The organism is Acinetobacter pittii (assembly GCF_022449185.1).
GTDB lineage: Bacteria > Pseudomonadota > Gammaproteobacteria > Pseudomonadales > Moraxellaceae > Acinetobacter > Acinetobacter pittii_I.
In genome coordinates this window covers 856,704-874,222 of record NZ_JAKUKO010000001.1, presented here as the reverse complement: position 1 = coordinate 874,222, position 17,519 = coordinate 856,704, and the positions used below count along the sequence as shown (strand labels likewise).

15 protein-coding genes and 1 pseudogene are annotated in these 17,519 nt (G+C 38.0%); 4 read left to right on the top strand and 12 right to left on the bottom strand.

Annotated features, from left to right (window positions below):
* Positions 1-392: 392 nt before the first annotated feature.
* The gene (locus tag MKX14_RS04125; protein WP_240281831.1) at positions 393-2,489 is read right to left on the bottom strand and encodes a TonB-dependent receptor; all 2,097 of its coding nucleotides are present in this window, start codon (positions 2,487-2,489) and stop codon (positions 393-395) included.
* A gap of 52 nt (positions 2,490-2,541) precedes the next feature.
* Positions 2,542-2,958 (bottom strand): DUF2946 domain-containing protein, encoded by a 417-nt coding sequence (locus MKX14_RS04120; RefSeq protein WP_133482385.1) that lies wholly within the window; start codon positions 2,956-2,958, stop codon positions 2,542-2,544.
* A gap of 188 nt (positions 2,959-3,146) precedes the next feature.
* Here MKX14_RS04120 and yhgD point away from each other — a divergent pair, with 188 nt between their 5' ends.
* Both yhgD and MKX14_RS04110 read left to right on the top strand, forming a co-directional pair.
* Positions 3,147-3,716, top strand: a complete 570-nt coding sequence (gene yhgD, locus MKX14_RS04115; protein ID WP_240281830.1) for a TetR/AcrR family transcriptional regulator — start codon at positions 3,147-3,149, stop codon at positions 3,714-3,716.
* A 139-nt stretch (positions 3,717-3,855) separates the two neighbouring features.
* Positions 3,856-4,875, top strand: a complete 1,020-nt coding sequence (locus MKX14_RS04110) for an MBL fold metallo-hydrolase (RefSeq protein ID WP_240281829.1) — start codon at positions 3,856-3,858, stop codon at positions 4,873-4,875.
* A gap of 69 nt (positions 4,876-4,944) precedes the next feature.
* On the opposite strand, the gene MKX14_RS04105 is transcribed toward MKX14_RS04110, so the two are convergent.
* On the bottom strand, positions 4,945-5,643 hold the full coding sequence (locus MKX14_RS04105; RefSeq protein ID WP_240281828.1) for a type 1 glutamine amidotransferase domain-containing protein: 699 nt from the start codon (positions 5,641-5,643) through the stop codon (positions 4,945-4,947).
* Between the two features lie 155 nt (positions 5,644-5,798).
* On the opposite strand from MKX14_RS04105, the gene MKX14_RS04100 reads away from it, so the two are divergent.
* Positions 5,799-6,215, top strand: coding sequence for a MerR family transcriptional regulator (locus tag MKX14_RS04100; RefSeq protein ID WP_240281827.1), 417 nt, complete (start codon positions 5,799-5,801; stop codon positions 6,213-6,215).
* A 48-nt stretch (positions 6,216-6,263) separates the two neighbouring features.
* Here MKX14_RS04100 and MKX14_RS04095 read toward each other — a convergent pair whose 3' ends face one another.
* The 4 genes and pseudogenes from MKX14_RS04095 to cpo all read right to left on the bottom strand — a co-directional run bounded on the left by MKX14_RS04095 (position 6,264) and on the right by cpo (position 9,320).
* Positions 6,264-6,839, bottom strand: coding sequence for a dihydrofolate reductase family protein (locus MKX14_RS04095; RefSeq protein WP_240281826.1), 576 nt, complete (start codon positions 6,837-6,839; stop codon positions 6,264-6,266).
* 16 nt (positions 6,840-6,855) lie between these two features.
* Positions 6,856-6,993: pseudogene (locus tag MKX14_RS04090) on the bottom strand (hypothetical protein); the annotation flags it as partial.
* Positions 6,994-7,091: 98 nt separating this feature from the next.
* Positions 7,092-8,330 (bottom strand): NADH:flavin oxidoreductase/NADH oxidase family protein, encoded by a 1,239-nt coding sequence (locus MKX14_RS04085; RefSeq protein ID WP_240281825.1) that lies wholly within the window; start codon positions 8,328-8,330, stop codon positions 7,092-7,094.
* 159 nt (positions 8,331-8,489) lie between these two features.
* On the bottom strand, positions 8,490-9,320 hold the full coding sequence (gene cpo / locus MKX14_RS04080; RefSeq protein WP_240281824.1) for an alpha/beta fold hydrolase: 831 nt from the start codon (positions 9,318-9,320) through the stop codon (positions 8,490-8,492).
* A 473-nt stretch (positions 9,321-9,793) separates the two neighbouring features.
* Here cpo and MKX14_RS04075 point away from each other — a divergent pair, with 473 nt between their 5' ends.
* Positions 9,794-11,404 carry a bifunctional 3-(3-hydroxy-phenyl)propionate/3-hydroxycinnamic acid hydroxylase gene (locus MKX14_RS04075; RefSeq protein ID WP_240281823.1) on the top strand — a complete coding sequence of 537 codons (1,611 nt, stop codon included), beginning with the start codon at positions 9,794-9,796 and terminating at the stop codon, positions 11,402-11,404.
* A 32-nt stretch (positions 11,405-11,436) separates the two neighbouring features.
* Here MKX14_RS04075 and MKX14_RS04070 read toward each other — a convergent pair whose 3' ends face one another.
* The 5 genes from MKX14_RS04070 to MKX14_RS04050 all read right to left on the bottom strand — a co-directional run bounded on the left by MKX14_RS04070 (position 11,437) and on the right by MKX14_RS04050 (position 17,507).
* Positions 11,437-12,333 (bottom strand): LysR substrate-binding domain-containing protein, encoded by an 897-nt coding sequence (locus MKX14_RS04070; RefSeq protein ID WP_240281822.1) that lies wholly within the window; start codon positions 12,331-12,333, stop codon positions 11,437-11,439.
* Position 12,334: 1 nt separating this feature from the next.
* Positions 12,335-13,525 (bottom strand): MFS transporter, encoded by a 1,191-nt coding sequence (locus MKX14_RS04065; RefSeq protein ID WP_240281821.1) that lies wholly within the window; start codon positions 13,523-13,525, stop codon positions 12,335-12,337.
* A 168-nt stretch (positions 13,526-13,693) separates the two neighbouring features.
* On the bottom strand, positions 13,694-14,899 hold the full coding sequence (gene mhpT / locus MKX14_RS04060; RefSeq protein ID WP_240281820.1) for a 3-(3-hydroxy-phenyl)propionate transporter MhpT: 1,206 nt from the start codon (positions 14,897-14,899) through the stop codon (positions 13,694-13,696).
* Positions 14,900-15,319: 420 nt separating this feature from the next.
* The gene (hcaD, locus tag MKX14_RS04055) at positions 15,320-16,540 is read right to left on the bottom strand and encodes a 3-phenylpropionate/cinnamic acid dioxygenase ferredoxin--NAD(+) reductase subunit (protein ID WP_240281819.1); all 1,221 of its coding nucleotides are present in this window, start codon (positions 16,538-16,540) and stop codon (positions 15,320-15,322) included.
* A gap of 10 nt (positions 16,541-16,550) precedes the next feature.
* Entirely contained in the window at positions 16,551-17,507 is a 957-nt protein-coding gene (locus MKX14_RS04050) for a 3-carboxyethylcatechol 2,3-dioxygenase (RefSeq protein ID WP_240281818.1), read from the bottom strand.
* Positions 17,508-17,519 lie beyond the last annotated feature (12 nt).

The following is a 17,519-nucleotide window of genomic DNA, read 5'->3' as shown; positions in this document are numbered from 1 at the left end:
ATTATAAATTATGGTGGCAGAACGGAAGCAGGTTGACGGACTGGGTAAGACTCCAGCACACCCGAAGGTGTCCCACTCCCGTCCTACCGCTACGGGAGGGAACGGGGTGTGCACATATGAGTATCCCTCAGAAGGAATAGCTCTGATGTGGTCTTACAAACTCGGTCCGTCAAAACCGACTGGCAATGTAGGCCAGCCCTCAAATGGTAATCTTCAATATTTGAGGTGTCAATGTGAAATTGGCTAGAAATTATTTAATTAATTATTGTTTTTCATAGTATTAGATACTTTAACTAAACAACTTATACAGTAATACTGAACAGCGCTTTGCAAAATGGGGCCTGTCAATATGCCCCATTTTGGTTAAACCTTTCTATTTACTAATTTTTTATTTAAAAATTCCAAGTCATAGATAAAGTTGCCTTTAAAGGTTCACCAGGTTGTACCCATTCATCTGTATAACTTGAAACGTAATAATCTTTATCAAAGACATTATCAACATTTAACTGCATCCTTAAATCTGGGCGTACTTGCATATATCCACCGACATTAACCACTGTAAACTCAGGCAAACTTGTTCCATTATCGATATAGTTGGCACTACGTTTACCAAAGTAATTGATGTTGCCTACTAAGCCAGCTGCCCTTCCAAATAATTCAAACTGATAATTTGCGTTTAAGTTTGCAGTGTGCTTAGGAATATTTTTTAGGCGAGCACCTTTCGCATCGACTTCACTTTCTAAAACAGAAGCTTTCGTTAAAGTATAATTCGCGCCCACATTCAAATGATCGCTAAACTTGTGCTTTAACTCAATTTCAACACCATGACTTTGGACGCGACCACTATCTACATAACTGTCGGTTATACCTTCAGTCAGTAAGTGTTGTTTATCTAAATCAAAATAAGTTAGACCAAACCAGCTTTGCGGTAAAAATTGGTATTTTGTACCAATTTCCCAGCTCTTGGTTTTCTCTGGGTCATACAGTTGATTCTCTTTATTAAGACCTGTATTTAACTCAAAAGATTTCCCCCAATTACTATAGAAAGAAAGCTTTGTTGTAGGTTGATAGTTCAATCCAACACGTGGACTCAAGGGTGTAAATTTTTGCTGAGCCGATATTCCTGTTCTGTAGTCATCAATTTGTTGCTCAAGGCGATTAAAACGCCCTCCAAGCAACAAATTCCATTGATCATTCAAAAAAATCTGGTCTTGTAAGTTCAGTCCCAGCATATTTTGAATTTCTTTGGTATTTTTGGTTATTCTGCTCAGCGCTAAAATATTTTGTCCGTAAACTGGATTATAAATATTAATCGGGCTAGATGTACCGACTGCATTACGAAGCTGAATTTGGTCAATGGTATAGTGCCCAGCTTCAATGTTTGCGACTACTTCGTGCCTAATTGTTCCTGTATTTAGTTTCCCGCGTAAAATCGACTGGAACTGAAATGTATCAGTTTCAAATTGTCGGTAACGTCTAAATCGGTTTGCAGTTTGACCATCTGCTGAAATACTCGAAATCTCAGTAGAGGTTCCTTCCCGTTCGCCATGACCATAGCTTAAAGCTGTCGTGTTATTCCAATTTTCATTAAATTGATGATTTAACCTTAACTGGTACAGTTGGTCTTTAACCTTAATGTCTCCATCTGAAGGCTCACCCAAAAAGGTCTTTTTGTTGACAACAAATGCCCCGTTTACCATTGGAACACCACGATCAAACACGCCTTGATGTTCAGAAAATTCTGTATCTAAATTAAGCTGCGTCTGATCCGAAATTTTCCATGCAAGTTGTGGGGCAATAAAATAATGCTGACTGTCGACATGGTCTCTGAAACTCTGATTATTTTCATAAGCCAGTCCAAGCCTATAGGCGACAGCATCATTTAATGCGCCTGTGCTATCTAATGAAGCTCGATATTCTTCTAATGTACTACCACTTAAGCTTACTTCATTTTTTGGCGTCCATTCTGGTTGTTTGGTGGTAATGTTCATAATGCCACCTATAGCTCCTTGCCCATACATGGCTGCCATAGGTCCTTTTAAAAAATCAATTGCCTGAACATTCACCATATCTCTTGCAGTATGAATACCACTTAAAGAACTCAAACCATTACGTAAATAGTTTGTTCCCATGTTGGGGTCAGTACTAAAACCACGAAATGAATAGTTATCCCAAAAACCACCACCATAACTGTCTTGATACACCACACCATTAACTAAAGCTAATGCATCACTCACACGTTGAATATTATTATTTTTAATATCTTGAGCCGATACATGAGACTTAGTAAATGGAACATCTAACAAACTATGGCCAAATTGGGTTAATGCTATTGAAGAATTAGAATTTTCGCTGCTCTCTTGGGCCTTAACCGTAATTTTTTCTAACTCGGTAATCTGGTTTTCAGGTTGGCTTTGTGCCATGGCTGACATAGAAAATTGAGCAAATAAAATGCTCCACGCGAGTGGATGAAATAAAAATTTAGACATGACAAACTCTGTTTAGTAATTAAATAGGAACAGATACGTACCTAGTAATAAATTAAGCAAAACAAAGTTGTTTAGGAGGAGCTCGCCCTTGCGGTGAAAGAAATAAGCGTCTTAAATAAAATAATATATAACTTAGCGTTGCCAGCATAATGAAGCGAACAACGACACCAATTGCAAACAAGGTTAACTTGAAACCATCAATAGTCACAATGTGGCTATAGAGATAACAAAAATGACAGCTTAAGCTTGAGTCGTGCTGAACGTTTTTGTTTAAGAGCTTTTTATGAGAATCATTTTTTATATGGTGAGATAAATGTGGTTCAGACTGCATACTTGAATGATTCATCATTTCACTAATTTGTTCACATACCATTTGCTGATGCATTTCGCTGGGTAATAGGCTTTGCCAGAACACGAGGTTCTGTAGCAATATTGCTAGTAAGCCGATTAAAAGCCCAAACCGATACATGAAAAATTAGTCTCACCAAAGTGCTGTGAAAAATAGCATATTTTTTTTAATATATTCAGCAATCTTCGGCTCTCATCTTCATTGTTTTTAAAAATTGTGAATAATTTTTTACTTCTACATAAAAGATAACTTGCTCTCTTTCATTTTTCATATATGATTGAGTAATCACTCAATTAACATGTTTGTATATGGCTCGTCCTCGTAGTGAAGATAAACGTAATGCAATTTTAAGCGCTGCTATTGAAACATTAGCAGAGCTTGGCGAGCGTGCGTCTACCTCAAAAATTGCCAAAGTTGCTGGCGTGGCAGAAGGTACTTTATTTACCTATTTTAGTAATAAAGAGGAACTGCTGAATCAGTTATATCTTTCACTCAAGGCCGAACTGCGTCAGGTCATGATGCTTAGTTACCCGACTAACGCTGACCTACAAACACAAATGTCACATATCTGGCAAAGCTATTTAGACTGGAGTTTAGAAGCTCCTCTTAAACGAAAAGTCATGGCGCAGCTTTCGACCTCGGAACAAATTACTGAACAAAGCAAACAAATTGGCATGCAAACCTTTTGTGACCTGACTCAAAACATCCAAGAACGTATTAACGATGGCAAATTAAGAGATTATCCACCGTTATTTATTGCTTCAATTTTAGGTGCGCTTGCAGAAGTTACTCTTAATTCTATTGCCCAAGACCCTTCTCAAGCCGAACGTTATCGCAAATCAGGTTTTGAAGCGTTTTGGCATGCAGTTTCAATTTAGATAAAAGTAAGGATGCACGGCGTCCTTATTTTAAAACCAATTAATGAGTGAGCAAATACTCATTTAAATAAATTAAAATAAGTACTTAGCCCAAGTTCTTATTTGCATATATAGGTTTGTTCCAATAAGGAAAAACAAAATGACGATTTCAAACACAACAGACTTGCCTGCTCCCTTAATGCCATCACAGCAACACAATGGCAAATTTAGAAATACGCGTCCGAACCAACACCAGCCTTCTTTTGGCAAAACGCTTCAACTTATGTGGAAGTTTCTATTTAACAAACCAAAAGACACAGTTCCGAACAAAGAAATTCCTGTTTTAAGTTTGTCAAAAGAACAGCTTTTAAGTGCACCTGACCGCTCTCTATTTCGTTTGGGCCACTCAACCATTTTGTTAAAACTGCAAGATGAGTTTTGGTTAACCGACCCAGTTTTTTCGGAGCGTGCCTCACCTTTTCAATGGCTTGGACCAAAACGTTTCCATCAGCCCCCAATTAGCATTGCCGAATTACCACCCATTAAAGGCGTGATTTTGTCGCATAACCACTACGACCATCTCGACTACCATGCAGTCATGCAACTTAACGATAAAGTTGAGCATTTCTTAACACCGCTTGGTGTGGGTGACACACTCATTAAATGGGGAATTCCAGCAGAAAAGGTTCAACAACTTGATTGGTGGGATACTACTCATGTGAATGGACTAAAATTAGTTGCTACCCCTGCCCATCATTTTTCAGGCCGAGGTATGGGAGATAGCAATGCGACACTTTGGGCTTCGTGGGTAATTATTGATAATGACTTACGGGTATTTTTTAGCGGTGACACGGGATATTTTGATGGGTTTAAAGAGATTGGACATCGTTATGGCCCTTTCGATCTAACCATGTTAGAAACGGGTGCTTACGACCCCGAATGGCCCGATGTTCACATGCAACCAGAGCAAACTTTGCAAGCACATATCGATTTAAAAGGTCGCCATTTGTTGCCTGTGCACAATGGTACTTTTGACTTGGCGCTTCATGCGTGGGACGACCCTTTTGAACGTATCGTGGCTTTGGCTCAACAAAATGAGTTAGCGATTAGCACACCGCAAATGGGTGAACTCTTAAACTTAAACGAACCAAATGTCGAAAATTATTGGTGGCGTTCATAGTTTGATAAAAATAAGCCGAATGCTCATTTGCAGTATTCGGCTTATCTTATTTATAACTTTGAGTGATTTTCACGAAGCACTCTTTTCAAGTGTTTCTATAATCGCTAAAGCCGTCTTTTTAGCTGAAAACGGGTTTTGACCTGTAATTAAATTGCCATCTTGAACTACATGTGGTGCAAACGGAATAAAAGCTTTCTCGTAATGTGCGCCGTATTCTTTCGCTAATTCTTCGGCATTGTACGGCACTTTTTTTGCAACCCCTGCCAAAACTTCTTCACTCCATGCAAAGCCAGTTAACTTCTTATCTTTTATAAGTCTTTCGCCATTTGAAAGTCGTACATTAAGTAACCCACAATAGCCATGACAAACACTCGAAACAATGCCGCCTTTTTCATAAATATTTTTGGTGATTTCTTGCAGTTCTGGGTTATCTAAAAAATCCCACATGACACCGTGACCACCTGTGTAATAAATCACGTCATAATCTTGCCAATTAATATCAGAAGGCTTAAAGGTATTCGCTAGTAGCGTGATAAAGGATTGATCTTTTTCTCGGTCTTTAACTGATTTATCTGCAACCAAAGGCGCAAGCGATTTAGGCTCGATCGGAGTTTTACCACCATTTGGGCTCACAATATCTTGGATATAGCCTTTTTTTTCAAACTCATCATAGGCATGGGTGAGCTCGCCTAACCATAGTCCTGTGGGTTCATCGACATCTTTATAGCGTGAAACATTGGTCACGACATGTAATATGCGTTTAGACATTTTTTCACCTCATTTCCATATTTATAATTCTATTCTTACATCTATCAAAGCATAGAAAGCTGTTACTGAAAGTGTGCGCTTGGTAAAGTTATGAACCTTGCTTTTACATTACTATAAGTCTAAAGTTAACTTTAATGTCAATAGAGTCTATAGCTATGAATATTAGCGAGTTATCTAAATTAAGCGGCTTAAGCACCCCTACAATTCGTTATTACGAGCAAATCAAACTCTTACCTAAAGCAAAAAGAAAATCGAATGGCTATCGTGAATATACCGATAATGATTTAAAACAGCTTTCTTTAATCCAGCAAGCTCAGCAAGTCGGTTTTTCTTTAGCAGAAATTAAAGCTTTTTTGCCTTCAAAAGTTGCTACTTGGGACCATAACGCACTCATCCAGACACTTGAATCAAAAATTCAGGAAATAGAGCTGCTAGAAGAAAAATTAAAAGTAAGTAAACAAAATTTGCGTACTATGGTTGAAGCGATTAATAACAAACCCAATGAGATTACCTGCGAACAAAATGCAGAGCGACTCATGAATCTCTATTTCGACAAAGTAAACACTCAGTAGTTTTTAACTTCAAATAGAAGTTTTTTTATATAAATAATATAGAAAACACTAGACTATCTTTTGATAGTGAAGACCTATTGCACCAGAAGCAAAAGTTTTATTTTCAATGAGTTTAAGATTAGTCTTTTCATGAACACCTTGAAATAGTTGCAGGCCTTCACCAATCAATACAGGCGAAATCGTAATTTTGTATTCATCAATTAAACCAAGTTGCATGAAATAGTGTGCAAATCGAGGGCTCCCCAAAATAATCATATCCTTGCCAGATTGCTGTTTGAGCTTATTAATTTCATCTTCAACATGATCTTTTACAAGTCTGGAATGATTCCACTCAACTTTATCTAAGGTTGTTGAAAAAACGATTTTCTCTGTCTTTTCAATCCATTCAGCATGATTTCGCTCATGTTCCGAAGCTTCTGGATTTGAAAGCATGGTTGGCCAATAATTATGCATCATCTGGTAAGTCGCACGTCCCCAAATCACCGTATCGACAGTGCTCAAAATTTCTCTTGCATGTTTTGCCAAATCGGCATCATAAGCAATCCACCCTATATCCATTGCCCCATTTGGACCTTCAACAAAACCGTCAAGCGATGCGTGTAAAAACAGAATTAATTTTCTCATTATTTTCATTCCTCTATTAAATAACGATCAGCGAACCAGAATCTGGCAGCTCAGTCACTAGCTTATAACCCATCAGTTTTGCTGGTGTATATGTACTGCCTTTAACGGTATTTTTGAGTAAATAATTTATTACTGTCAGTGAGCCATTTACGGTACTGTGACAATACGAGCGATTAACTCGCCCGTGTAGCCATTTGCTCCATAAATTATCCAGTTTAAATCGTTAGGATTTGTCATAACACAACTCACTTATTAAGAAGCAAATGAATAGTCTCGCATGCCTTTTTTGTATTGGCGGGTACGGCATGACATCGCTGATTGTTGCAAAATTAAAGCCCAAGCTGGTGAAACATTTGGTTTTGTTTTTTTACCAGCGCTTAAATTACGTAACTGGAATTTGACCACCGCCATATTGGCAAGTGAAGCGAATGTTTTATTTTCCCATGTAATTGGCTTGAGTTCAGGTGAAACATTTTTGCCTTGTTTCCAAGCATTTGGCAAATTAGGTTCAATCGCTAAAGCAGTAGCAATACCAACCATATCTACACCACTTTCAACCACTTGCTCTGCTACCTGTTTACGGCGTATGCCACCTGTCACCATAACAGGCATTTTGGCAACTTTTCGAATTTCTTGTGCAAACTCTAAAAAGTAAGCTTCACGTGCAAGTGTGCGACCATCACGTGCTTGGCCTTGCATGGCTGGCGCCTCATAGCTACCGCCTGAAAGTTCAACCAAATCAACTGCATGTTCATTTAGCATTTTAACCACTTGCTGAGCATCTTCAGCGCTAAAACCGCCACGCTGGAAATCGGCTGAATTTAGTTTCACTGCAACCGTAAACTGTGGTGAAACTACTTTACGAACTGCTTCAACAATCTCAATTAAAATAAGAGCGCGGTTTTCTAAAGAACCACCCCAACGATCTTGGCGTTTATTGCTGAGTGGAGAAAGAAACTGGCTTAATAAATACCCATGCGCTGCATGAATTTCCACACCAGTAAATCCTGCTTTTTCACCTAAACGTGCCGTGTTTGCAAAACGCTGAATCACTTCTGCAATCATGGATTCAGTCATTTCGATTGGCGTATTAAAGCGATTTGACATTTTTCCTAAATCTAAAGCAACAGCAGAAGGCGCCCATGTTTGTTGCCCTAAATTTGACTGCATTTGTCGACCCGGATGGTTAATTTGAAGCCAAACCTGAGCATCTTTGGAACGGCTAATTTGTGCCCATTTTTTGAAAGTATCCAGATGCTTTTCATCTTCAAGCACTACACCGCCCGGTCCAGTCATCGCTCGGCGGTCTACCATTACATTTCCAGTAATGATTAGACCTACGCCACCATTTGCCCAAGCCTGATATAAACGCATTAATTCTTCTGATGGTGCATGGTTTAAATCAGCCATATTTTCTTCCATTGCTGCTTTAGCAATACGGTTAGGAACATATGAGCCATTTGGGAATACTAATTTTTCGAACACTTTCATTGGAATGACCTCATTCAGTATGGCTTTACTTTAAGATTAAAGCTAACTTTAATGTCAATACCTTTTAGCATTTCTATATTTATTACTTTCAATTTCATTTACTTACAAATAAAAAAGAGGCACTTAATAGGCCTCTTTTTTAAAGTTTAAAGCTTTAAATTATTCACGAATAAACGCCAATAAGTCCGCATTAACCACCTCATGGTTAACGGTTAACATACCGTGAGAAAAACCCGGATAGATTTTAAGTTGGCTATTTTGAAGCAACTCAGCAGATTTCACACCAGACGTTTTATAAGGCACGATTTGGTCGTCGTCACCATGCAACACCAAAACAGGAATGGTGATTTTCTTTAAATCTTCGGTAAAGTCAGTTTGTGAGAACGCCACAATACCATCGTAATGTGCTTTTGCACTGCCCGTCATACCCTGACGCCACCAGTTAGAAATGATGCCTTCAGATAGTTTCGCATCTGGTCGGTTAAAACCATAGAATGGGCCAGATGGCAAGTCGCGGAAAAATTGTGCACGGTTGGTGAGAACCTGATTTTGCAGGTCATCAAAGACTTCTTTTGGTAAACCGTCAGGATTATTTTCAGTTTTAACCATCAGTGGCGGAACCGCACTAACAAGTACAGCTTTCTTAACATTGTCTTGGCCATGACGTGCGATGTAGCGAACCACCTCACCGCCACCTGTTGAGTGGCCAATGTGGATTGCATTTTTAATGTTCAGATGTTTAACCACTTCTGCGACATCATCTGCGTAGTGGTCCATATCGTGACCATCCCACACCTGACTCGAACGTCCATGTCCCCGTCTATCATGAGCAACTACACGAAAACCTTCTTTAAGGAAAAAAAGCAATTGTGTGTCCCAATCATCTGAACTTAAAGGCCAACCGTGATGAAAAAATAAAACTTGGGCATCGCTTGGTCCCCAATCTTTATAGAAAATTTCTACGCCATCTTTTGTGGTTACATATCCCATCTTTGTTCTCCTAATGAAAAACTGCTTGCTGATTCGTTATAAAGGCTTGAATATTTATACTCAGTTAAAATGAGCTTTGATGTTCTAATAACAATGTTGCACATAAATTAACATGCTCTGATATGAGCAACAGTAATTACTCAGTCAATTAATGTAAAAGTAATTTTTTTCGGTTGATATCTATTCTAGTACTGAGTTTTTTACTTTCGTGAAAATAGCTAAGAAAATAATGGCGAATGAAAAGGTTGATTAAACGTCGTTCCAACTTCCATACAATTATATATAATTTAAAACAATGATTGAATTAAAAAAACCTATTACAAAATATTTAAAAATTCTTTAAATACAATACATTAAAATCAATAAGGCATACATTACCCTTCAAAAAATCGTCTTATTAAACTATTGATTAAATTTAGCTTTGTTTCAATTTTGATATTAATAAGAAAACTTGATAGTAAGGGATATTTACTGTGAATCAGACTCAACATCACACCACGGAAGTTGCAATTTTAGGCGCAGGCCCAGTTGGGTTAACAATTGCAAATTATTTAAGTAAACAAGGTGTACAAGTTACTGTTATTGAACAACTAGACCAACTCATTGATTATCCAAGAGCGATTGGTATTGATGATGAATCATTACGCACGATTCAGTCAGTAGGTTTAATCAAACAAGTTTTACCGCACACTACCCCTAATCATGCTATGCGGTTTTTGACTCCTAAAGGTCGCTGTTTTGCGGATATTCAGCCTATGACTCGCGAATTTGGCTGGCCACGTCGTAATGCATTTATCCAACCCCAAGTTGACCGTGTTTTACTGGAAGGTTTAGCAGCCTATCCAACCACAGAGGTGCGTTTTTCACGTCAATTAAATAGCTTCTCTCAAGACAAAGACTATGTAACGTTAAATTTAACGACTAAAGATCAAAAGCAGGAAACTGTTCAAGCGCAGTATTTAATCGCTTGCGATGGTGGAAATTCATTTGTACGCCGTACACTTAACATTAATTTTGAGGGTGAAACTGCTCCAAACCAATGGATTGTTATTGACCTTGCTAACGATCCACTAGCGACGCCTCATGTATATTTATGCTGTGATCCAGTACGTCCTTATGTATCGGCTGCTTTACCACATGGTATTCGTCGTTTTGAGTTTATGGTAATGCCTGGAGAGACTCAGGAAGAATTGAGTAAACCCGAAAATATTAATCGTTTATTGAGTAAAGTTTTACCTCATACGGACAATATCGAAGTGATACGTCAGCGTGTTTATACACACAATGCACGCATTGCAGACCGTTTTCGTGTAGACCGTATTTTATTAGCTGGAGATGCAGCACATATTATGCCTGTATGGCAAGGTCAAGGTTACAATAGTGGCATGCGTGATGCTTTTAATCTTGCTTGGAAAATGGCATTAGTCATTAAAAAAATTGCAAAGCCAGAGATTCTAGACAGTTACCAACTAGAAAGAAAAGAACACGCTCAGGCCATGATTAATTTATCTGTTTTGGCAGGACATGTTCTTGCTCCACCAAAGAAATGGCAAGGAGTTGTTCGTGACGGTATTGCTTATGTATTAAATTACATACAACCGATAAAACGTTATTTGTTAGAAATGCGTTTTAAACCCATGCCGAAATATCATCAAGGCATATTGGCACCTTTTCCAGAAAAGAATACACCTGTCGGCAAGATGTTCATCCAGCCTCATGTTCAGCTTGAAAATAAAGACAAAGTTTTACTCGACGAAGTGATTGGTAATAACTTTGCCATTCTTGCTTGGGGAGTTAATCCTACTTGGGGGATCTCACCAAATAGTATGAAAAAATGGGCTAAATTAGGTATTAAATTTATTCAAGTCATACCTGCGATTCAGTTAGACGCTCCAAATCGACCTTCTGACGAACATATAATTACTATTGGTGATGTAGACACTGAAATTCGCTCTTGGTTTAGCCAAACAAATCAATCTATGGTGATTTTAAGACCTGACCGTTTTATTGCAGGGCTCGCTATTCCTCAAACTGTAAATAGTATAAGTGAAGAGCTGTTCCAAAAAATGTATTTGATCAACTAAATATAATTAAGCCATTCTTTAGAATGGCTTTTTTAAAATGCAAAATTTAGATGAAACTGTTTTTTAAGTACATCCAAAATTAAATCTATAGCTTTGTTTACATGGTCTTTGCGATAAGAAACGTGTAGACCTATCATTGGTAAAGGTTCTACCGTCTTTTTAACTACAATTTTATCCCCTAACAATGGAATAACATACTGAGGAACGAGACTCCAACCAATTTCCATTCCCACTAAATTAACATTGAGTAAAATGTTGGTTGAATGCTGCACAATATTAACATTCAGTTTAGATTTTTTAAAAAAACCATCAATAATTCGATAAAGCTCAGGTGAAGCTTCTTCATTACACATCACAAAATTATGATGCTCAAAACTTTTTATACTAATGCGTTCTTGCTGTGCTTCTGGCGAGTTTTTGGGAATAATTAAAGTGAGTGGCTCTTGGAAGATTTGAATAGAAACTAGTTCATCTGTATTTGCCCCATAACGCGTAAAAGCAATATCTATTTCCCCCTTCTTCAGTGCCTGTAGTTGGGCATCATCAGTTAAACTTTGAAAATCAATTTTAAGCTCTGGGAAATGCGCTCGAATATTCGGCATGATATAAGGAAAAACTTTCATTTCAGCGACTGGAACAAAGCCAATATTTAATTGTTCTTGTTCAACTTTTGCAGTTTGTCTAGCCAAGCTAATGGCTTTCTCGGTGTGTTCTAAAATAATAAGCGCTTCTTTAAAAAAAACTTCCCCTGCTTTTGTAAGCTCGACTTTTCGTTTGCTGCGTATAAAAAGCTGAACACCAACTTCATCTTCTAAGTCTTTAATCTGCTGACTGAGCGAAGGCTGTACCGTATGCATTCGTAATGCTGCTTTCGTAAAATTTAGCTCTTCAGCGACCGCAACAAAATAGCGTAAGTGACGTAATTCCATGTCATATCCCAATTTTTGTGTTTGTATCTCGATTACATAGCCAACGATATAAAAATAAAGTCATTATCGTTAGCCATGCACATAACTGGTAAGTTTTCTCATAGCCTATATAGGCAATAATAAACCCTACCATAACCGAACCAATCGCCATCCCTAAATCAAATAAAGTAAAAAAGGTTGAAACCGCATACCCAATTCTGTTTTTCTCGACCGTTTGTATAGCCATGGTTTGAAAAACAGGAAAAAGTGAGCCATACCCCGCACCGATTAAAGCAGCAGCAAACCAATATTCCCACTGGGTTTGCATTTGACTCACCAAGAACAATCCTACCGAAAAAAGAATAAACGAAGGATAAACGACTGAGTTAGCCCCTCTTTTATCGTATGAATAGCCAACCCAAGGACGCGCCATAATCATTGATATTGCAAAAACAATAAAAAATTCACTTGTTGCAGGGAGTAAGTTTTTAGTTTCACTATAGATACTTATAAAGCTCATGATGCTTGAATAAGCCATTGCAACGAATAATGCAATCAAACCAATAGGAATTACTTTTCTTTCAATAATATCGTTTAAACTAATTTTCTTCTTTGCTTGTACCCACTGCCTATCTTTTAACGATGTCACCGGTATAAGAAAGCAAAAAACTAAACCCATACATACAATTAAAGTGAGAAGAATAAATAGGTTATAAAAACTAGTGTAACGTAGAGTAGTTAGTGCAATCATTGGCCCAAATACAACCGCTAAATTTGTAGACATGACGAAATATCCCATGCCTTCGCCTTTCCTCTGCTCTGGGATGAATTCATTCACAATAGGTACGGTGACCGTAGTTAAAATACTAAACCAGATTCCATGCACGAATCGGATCATCAGTAATATCCATAGTTGATTTACACATAAATAACCAAGGGCCAAAAATGCAAACAGTAATGCTGAACCTCGCAACACTGTTTTTTCGCCGAAACGTTCAATGATCAAACCAGCAAAAGGACGAATGGCAATCGATGAAATCAGAAATAAAGTTAATGCCAAACCTGCCTGACCAATTAAACCAGATAATTCTTTTAAAATATAAAGGGGTAATATGGTGAGCAAAGCATAGTAATAAATGAATAAAAAAAGGTTGTTTAATACACAAAGGATAAATGAACGATTCCAAAGCTTTTGCTGGGCAGCTGGGTACATTTCTCTTACTCAATTAAGGTTCTTTTTAAAACACGAAGTAAATTCAGCTGACATTTACAATGATTGATTTGTTCTAAGCTTGCAGTGAATAGGTTTAAGGTTTCTTGAATAGTTTCATAAATGAAAAAAGCTCCGAAAATATGAGCTTTTTTCATTGTTCTATATGAGTTATTTAGTCTGATGTAATCGACGAATCACCAAAAGCATCAGTAATGCTGAAATGACAATTCCAGGAATAGCAGCGGAAATAACACCTGTAGCACCACTTCCCATAGCAAGTAACTGACCAGCAATTGCGGGACCCAACATTGCACCAATACGGCCAACTGCTGCTGCACTACCTACTCCAGTTGCCCGGATTTCAGTCGGGTACACAATACTTCCAAAAGCATATAAAACGCCTTGACCACCAATGGTAAATGTTCCCATTAAGGCTGCGGCTGCATACATTGCAGTTAAATTTCCAGCTCCATTTAAACTAAATAAACCAGCTAAAATACCTATATACATAAGTATAATCACATAAGCTTTATTCCAACGGTCAATCAAAATACCCAATACAACTGTACCAATGGCAGCTCCCATTTGGAAAAATACTTGAGCTAAGCTGCCCTGTTGACGAGAGAATCCTAACTCCATAAATAGAGACGGTAACCAACTCAACATGATGTAAACAACCATCAAGGTAAAGAAATAGCTTGCCCACAGTAATAAGGTCTGCGAAGCATAATTATTTTGAAAAAGGTTTTTAAAAGAGCTTTGTATATGTGTAATCGATTTATCTTGAAATCTCGTTTGTAAAAACTCTCGAGATTCTGGTAAAAATTTGACCATAAGAGGAATCACAAGCAATGGAACAATTCCTCCTACATAGAAAATCGTTTGCCAGTGACCGCTTACATCATAGGCTGCTAGCAAAGATACTAAGATAGCTCCTATTGGCATACCACAATACATTAGGCCAACGGCACGACCACGATTTTCGTTAGAAACAGCTTCTGAAACAAGAGCAATCAAATTCGGCATTGCAGCTCCTAAACCTGCTCCAGCAAGAAAGCGTACCAATAGCAAAGTATAGAAAGTATTTACCCAGACTGTAAAAAGGGTAAATACAGCAAAAATAGCCACAGCTCCGATCAATACCATCTTACGACCAATACGATCGGCATAACGTCCACCAATTAACGCGCCTGGTAGTAAACCCAATATTCCTGCACTAAAAAAAATACCGAGTTGAGAGCTATTTAAACCAAAGGATTCTCGAATACCAACAGCCGCAATACCAGCTGCCTGTATATCAATTCCCTCAATCACAGCGATTAGAAAACAAATGGCGATCGTAATAATAGAGTGCTTATTTCCTGCACGGTTCATAGAAAAATCCTTTTCTATCAGTTTGAAAAATCACAGCACATCATTTATTAATCACTTTGATTTCGACATTAGCCTTAAGTTTTATTTATTCGTAAAAACAAAAAATAAAAAAATTGTATTTTCTTTAATATATTTTATTCTTAGACAATTCATTTATAGTTAAGAATAAAAATTAAATTAAATTTCAGTTACTTATGAATAAATTAGCAAGCTTTTTAAATTTATATATCTAAAAAACAGATTAATCTCGATGAAACAAAACTGCTTTTTCAATAGTTAAAAGTTATTATACAGTTCAAATTAAGTATTAATGCTTTCAATTTTTATGTGATATCTATAATCAGACATAAAAAAACCGCCATATAATCATGACGGTTTTTCTTTTCAACGTTAAATAGGTCTTTAGTATAACGATTTTATTTAAATTAATTTTCGCAATTCAATTGAGACATCTAGCAATTTCTCTTTATCAAAGGCGATAGAACTAGAAACTATTTTTTTCAAATACCGAACATCTCGTGCCTGATTAACTGCAATACCAGCAACAACAATGCCTTGATCTAATCCAAATAAGGTAAATCCCACTTTTTGATTTTCTTGCGGATTCATATTGCCTCGAATATGCCACTCTTTTGCCGACATATCTCCAACAAATTGAAAGTTCAGGTCATATTGGTCGGTCCAAAACCATGATGGATTTACTTTAGGATGCTCTACCTGCATAACATGACGAGCAAAAATACCCGCTTGGTTATTAGCATTTTCCCAAGTTTCTATACGAATATAATGACCATTAGTACGTAGTTGTGTTGCTACATCACCAGCAGCATAAATATCTGGATGGGAAGTCTGACAATTTTCATTCACTTTAATAGCAAAATCGACGTCTAAACCAGCATCTATGGCCAATTGAGCATTCGGTACAATCCCAATGCCATAAACAACAGCATCGGCAATCAGCTCTTCACCACTTTCCAATAGAATGACAATTTCTTCGCCGCGCAGTTCGGTATCAGCGATTTTCACGTTGAGTCGAATATCAACACCTCGACTACGGTGCTGATCAAGTAAAAATTCACTAATTATGGCTGGCGAGCGCCCCATAATCATTGGGCTTTGTTCTAGCACAGTTACATGACTGTCTCTAAAACGAGCACTAGACGCTAACTCTAAACCAATAACTCCACCGCCCACCAATACAATCCGATTCTTTGGCTGAAAAACTGGAATTAAAGCTTGTGAATCGTCTAGATTCCGTAGGGTATAAACCTTTTTACCCAACCCATCCAAAACCGGAAGACGGCGAGGTGAACCACCAGTTGCCAATAATAACTTATCATAATAGACATGTTCACCATTTTCCAAAATCACTTGATATTGTTCAGGTACAATCTTTACAACGGCATTACCTTTAATAAACTCAACACCTAGGTCTTCTAGTTTCTGTTGAGACAGAATCTCAATTTTAGTCTGTTCAGGTCTGAGAATCATATCTTTAGACAAAGGCGGACGCTCATAAGGTAAATGGGGTTCATCACCTATTAAAATAATTCGACCTTCATATTTGTTAGCACGTAATTCTAAAATAGCACTTGCACCAGCTTGCCCGGCACCAATAATGACAATAGTTTGAATATTCATTGCTTACCCTTTATTTCAGCTCGGCAGAGACTATGCCAAAACCAGCAATCCATTCACTGATTGGTTCATAGCAATGTAAGGTCATTTCATAATCACCCACTGTGTGTAGTGCAGCAAAAGCAGCCATCCAAGTTCGGACTTCTTGTCCCCCGCGCCCACCTTCACGGCGAATTTCATCTTCAGTCATCGCTTCAAGCGCAGCAAAGTCTGCATTTTTGAATTTTTCCAATAACTGTTCGTCCCACTCTGGATTAAGTGGAACAGATACGCTCTTGTCACCTGCCGCTAAACGCTGTCCAACTGAAATGATTTTGGCCTGACGTGTATTACGAGCTTCAACAGTTGGGTTACGTCCGGCAATTAGAAACTCCTCAACTTCTGGTGGTGCAGAGCCCATTTGAGGGGTTGGTGGATCGTGTGAAAGTCCACCTGTGCCCAAAATTAATATACGTTCATTTTCTAGATTAATTGAGTTGATGAAAGCCCCAACCGCTCGTCCTAAAGCAATCGTTCGTTTTGTCGTAGGCATTGGTGCGGCAGCACCATTAATAAATACTGGAATGGTTGGATAACGATTAGGTTGACCATCACATAAAAAATGCAGCGGTTGGGTTACACCATGATCCGCTTGCATACGATATGAATATGCAACATCTACACCTTCATCAAGGACTTTTCGAATTAAATTTAATGCTGTGTTTTCAGGCACATTAAGCTCACCGGGACCATAATTCCAGTCACCTGCTGCTGTTGCACGGACACCCACACAGAAACTCGGCATTAGATCATAAAAGAAGCCGTTAAAATGATCTGGTCCAAAGGCAATTATTAAAGTTGGGTCGTATGCTTTGACCTCTGCAGCGAGCTTTTCAAACGTCTTACGTACCGTTTGTTCTTGGTGTTGTTCTGCTGGAGACGCAAATTCCATTAGCGGGCTATGAGAAGCGCAAATAAGTTTAACAGTCATGATTAGCTCCGA